Origin of the sequence: Limosilactobacillus vaginalis DSM 5837 = ATCC 49540, from assembly GCF_000159435.1 — a bacterium.
In the GTDB taxonomy this organism is placed as follows: domain Bacteria; phylum Bacillota; class Bacilli; order Lactobacillales; family Lactobacillaceae; genus Limosilactobacillus; species Limosilactobacillus vaginalis.
In genome coordinates this window covers 1-2,836 of sequence record NZ_GG693413.1, presented here as the reverse complement: position 1 = coordinate 2,836, position 2,836 = coordinate 1, and the positions used below count along the sequence as shown (strand labels likewise).

General features: G+C 43.5%; 1 protein-coding gene and 19 tRNA genes. 1 reads left to right on the top strand and 19 read right to left on the bottom strand.

Annotated elements, in window-relative coordinates:
* Window positions 1-210: 210 nt before the first annotated feature.
* Complete coding sequence (locus HMPREF0549_RS03235) at window positions 211-705, top strand: hypothetical protein (protein WP_003716814.1); 495 nt, start codon at window positions 211-213, stop codon at window positions 703-705.
* 439 nt (window positions 706-1,144) lie between these two features.
* On the opposite strand, the gene HMPREF0549_RS03230 is transcribed toward HMPREF0549_RS03235, so the two are convergent.
* From HMPREF0549_RS03230 to HMPREF0549_RS03140, 19 genes are all read right to left on the bottom strand, one after another.
* A tRNA-Asp gene (locus HMPREF0549_RS03230) sits at window positions 1,145-1,219 on the bottom strand.
* A 5-nt stretch (window positions 1,220-1,224) separates the two neighbouring features.
* Window positions 1,225-1,298 (bottom strand) — tRNA-Met (locus HMPREF0549_RS03225).
* A 12-nt stretch (window positions 1,299-1,310) separates the two neighbouring features.
* A tRNA-Glu gene (locus HMPREF0549_RS03220) sits at window positions 1,311-1,382 on the bottom strand.
* Window positions 1,383-1,389: 7 nt separating this feature from the next.
* Window positions 1,390-1,477 (bottom strand) — tRNA-Ser (locus HMPREF0549_RS03215).
* A 3-nt stretch (window positions 1,478-1,480) separates the two neighbouring features.
* Window positions 1,481-1,555, bottom strand: a tRNA-Ile gene (locus HMPREF0549_RS03210).
* A 7-nt stretch (window positions 1,556-1,562) separates the two neighbouring features.
* Window positions 1,563-1,633: transfer RNA gene (locus HMPREF0549_RS03205), tRNA-Gly, on the bottom strand.
* 16 nt (window positions 1,634-1,649) lie between these two features.
* A tRNA-Phe gene (locus HMPREF0549_RS03200) sits at window positions 1,650-1,722 on the bottom strand.
* A 5-nt stretch (window positions 1,723-1,727) separates the two neighbouring features.
* Window positions 1,728-1,802: transfer RNA gene (locus HMPREF0549_RS03195), tRNA-Asp, on the bottom strand.
* A gap of 5 nt (window positions 1,803-1,807) precedes the next feature.
* Window positions 1,808-1,881: transfer RNA gene (locus HMPREF0549_RS03190), tRNA-Met, on the bottom strand.
* Window positions 1,882-1,889: 8 nt separating this feature from the next.
* Window positions 1,890-1,977, bottom strand: a tRNA-Ser gene (locus HMPREF0549_RS03185).
* A 37-nt stretch (window positions 1,978-2,014) separates the two neighbouring features.
* Window positions 2,015-2,088 (bottom strand) — tRNA-Ile (locus HMPREF0549_RS03180).
* 15 nt (window positions 2,089-2,103) lie between these two features.
* Window positions 2,104-2,177, bottom strand: a tRNA-Met gene (locus tag HMPREF0549_RS03175).
* A gap of 31 nt (window positions 2,178-2,208) precedes the next feature.
* Window positions 2,209-2,282: transfer RNA gene (locus tag HMPREF0549_RS03170), tRNA-Pro, on the bottom strand.
* A 5-nt stretch (window positions 2,283-2,287) separates the two neighbouring features.
* Window positions 2,288-2,361: transfer RNA gene (locus HMPREF0549_RS03165), tRNA-Arg, on the bottom strand.
* A gap of 8 nt (window positions 2,362-2,369) precedes the next feature.
* Window positions 2,370-2,455: transfer RNA gene (locus HMPREF0549_RS03160), tRNA-Leu, on the bottom strand.
* A 16-nt stretch (window positions 2,456-2,471) separates the two neighbouring features.
* Window positions 2,472-2,543: transfer RNA gene (locus tag HMPREF0549_RS03155), tRNA-Gly, on the bottom strand.
* Between the two features lie 9 nt (window positions 2,544-2,552).
* A tRNA-Thr gene (locus HMPREF0549_RS03150) sits at window positions 2,553-2,625 on the bottom strand.
* A gap of 42 nt (window positions 2,626-2,667) precedes the next feature.
* A tRNA-Lys gene (locus tag HMPREF0549_RS03145) sits at window positions 2,668-2,740 on the bottom strand.
* Window positions 2,741-2,757: 17 nt separating this feature from the next.
* Window positions 2,758-2,830, bottom strand: a tRNA-Val gene (locus HMPREF0549_RS03140).
* Window positions 2,831-2,836: the final 6 nt, after the last annotated feature.

Genomic DNA, 2,836 nt, shown 5'->3' with positions numbered 1-2,836 from the left:
ACTGTGTTTTAATTACTTTTTGTAAGTAAAATTATAACATGCAGCAGTAACATTTCAACCCCTTTTACCAATAAATTAAAGATTTTAAATTAATCTAATAAATCGCTACTCTAAATCGAAGCTAGATTTGATAGTCAATTAACCGATAATTGGTAATTAACAGAAATAAAGTATTATAATAAATTTATACAATTAAAAGGAGGAACTGCCATGTTATCAAAATTAAGTTTAACGTTTGGATCACGGCAAATTTTACAAGGTATTATTAACAAGTATCCAGACAGAAAATTTAAGCTCATGCAGGCTTCGGTTCACAGCAATAATTTAGCACTATTTGATTTTTCTAATGAACCAACTATTTTTAAATCTCCCGTTGAATATACGGTATTAGGAGAACGGTTAAATAGTAATTATCGAGGAATCCTTTATTACCAATCATTCCAAGTAGATAATGACCAGCAGAAAGTTCTCTTTAACACACTTAGTAAGATGGTTGATGATCCATCCCCATTAATTAATGGGCAAGCTTTTCTCCAAGTCGACAACAAAGATGAAAGCACCACGTTAGTTCTTTTTACTGCATTAAACGACTTTGATGATTTGATGACCTGGAAGGAAACTGAAGATTTCAAGCAGTTAGCCAGCTTTACTACCCGCGATCCTAACAATACATACTATGATGAAGTATATCGCCCGTTAATGTAATCAAATTAAATAACTAATAAATCACAAAATAATGACTAGGTAATTACTCCTTAACTTAGATGTTATTTTGTGGTTTTTTATCTGATAATAATCTTACTTATTAGGAACTTAATTGTGAGCGCACCATAAAAAAGCTTCCTTACCGATGAGCTCAGTATAGGAAACTTAAGAAGTTAAATATGGGTGTTTTGTTACAATGTGCTTACTTATAATGACTAAACAGATTATTGTTAATTTCTTACATACCAGTTAAAAGGTACGATTCTCTAACCAACAGAAATACAAACTTAAGTAAGCTAAAAAGGAATCACCTTTAAATGATTCCTTTAGTCCAATTTTACAATGTAGAGCAAAAATTCCCTGATCAACACTACCTGACGTAGAGCCAGCACTATTACTTAAAATAAAAAAAGCCAAGTAATAAGCTTGACTACCATAGCGGTCCGTACGAGACTCGAACTCGTGATCTCATCCGTGACAGGGATGCGTCCTAAACCAACTAGACCAACGGACCAACAATTGCGGGGGCTGGATTTGAACCAACGACCTCCGGGTTATGAGCCCGACGAGCTACCAGGCTGCTCTACCCCGCGATAATAAAAAAATGACCCGTGCGGGATTTGAACCCACGATACCAGCGTGAAAGGCTGGTGTCTTAACCACTTGACTAACGGGTCAAAGTAACGGAGAAGGAGGGATTCGAACCCTCGCACCGCTCTCGCGATCTACACCCTTAGCAGGGGCGCCTCTTCAGCCACTTGAGTACTTCTCCAAATGGGCCTAAATGGACTTGAACCATCGACCTCACGCTTATCAGGCGTGCGCTCTAAACCAGCTGAGCTATAGGCCCATATAAAAGCGGGTAACGAGAATCGAACTCGCGACAACAGCTTGGAAGGCTGTGGTTTTACCACTGAACTATACCCGCATAATATTAAGTTAAATGGCGCGGGACGGAATCGAACCGCCGACACACGGAGCTTCAATCCGTTGCTCTACCAACTGAGCTACCGAGCCAAAAACGGTCCGTACGAGACTCGAACTCGTGATCTCATCCGTGACAGGGATGCGTCCTAAACCAACTAGACCAACGGACCAACAATTGCGGGGGCTGGATTTGAACCAACGACCTCCGGGTTATGAGCCCGACGAGCTACCAGACTGCTCTACCCCGCGATAATAAAAGGAGGATGAGGGATTCGAACCCTCGCGTCGCTCTCACGGCCTAGCGGTTTTCAAGACCGCCCCCTTCAGCCACTTGGGTAATCCTCCATAATGTAAATAATAACAATCCATCACAGATAGTTGATGGACCTTGTAGGACTCGAACCTACGACCGGGCGGTTATGAGCCGCTTGCTCTAACCAACTGAGCTAAAGGTCCAAAACAGCCAGTCAATCGCGGCGGGGGGGATCGAACCCTCGACCTCCCGGGTATGAACCGGACGCTCTAGCCAGCTGAGCTACACCGCGAAAACCTAATAGATTAAATATTAGAATTAAATCGGGAAAACAGGATTCGAACCTGCGACCCCCTGGTCCCAAACCAGGTGCTCTACCAAGCTGAGCTATTTCCCGAAAAATGCACCCAGAAGGAGTCGAACCTTCAACCTTCTGATTCGTAGTCAGACACTCTATCCAATTGCGCTATGGGTGCATAAAAAGTGCCGAGGACCGGGATCGAACCGGTACGGTTATCACTAACCGCGGGATTTTAAGTCCCGTGCGTCTGCCAATTCCGCCACCCCGGCATTATAGAATTGACAAAGCGGAAGACGGGATTCGAACCCGCGACCCCCACCATGGCAAGGTGATGTTCTACCACTGAACTACTTCCGCATATATAAGTGCCGACTAGAGGATTCGAACCTCCGACCCTCTGTTTACAAGACAGATGCTCTGCCAACTGAGCTAAGTCGGCGTACACTTTTTTTATTATACCAAACCGTTACCTATTTGGCAATGAGCCGTGGCGGTCTCGAACCGCCGACCCTCTGATTAAAAGTCAGATGCTCTACCAACTGAGCTAACGGCTCATGAGCTTAATGCTCAATGGAGGATACAGGGCTCGAACCTGTGACCTCCTGCTTGTAAGGCAGATGCTCTCCCAACTGAGCTAATCCTCCATAATA

Coding starts and splice junctions, on each gene's coding strand:
- HMPREF0549_RS03235 (WP_003716814.1), top strand. CDS start 211: ATGTTATCAAAATTAAGTTTAACGTTTGGATCACGGCAAATTTTACAA.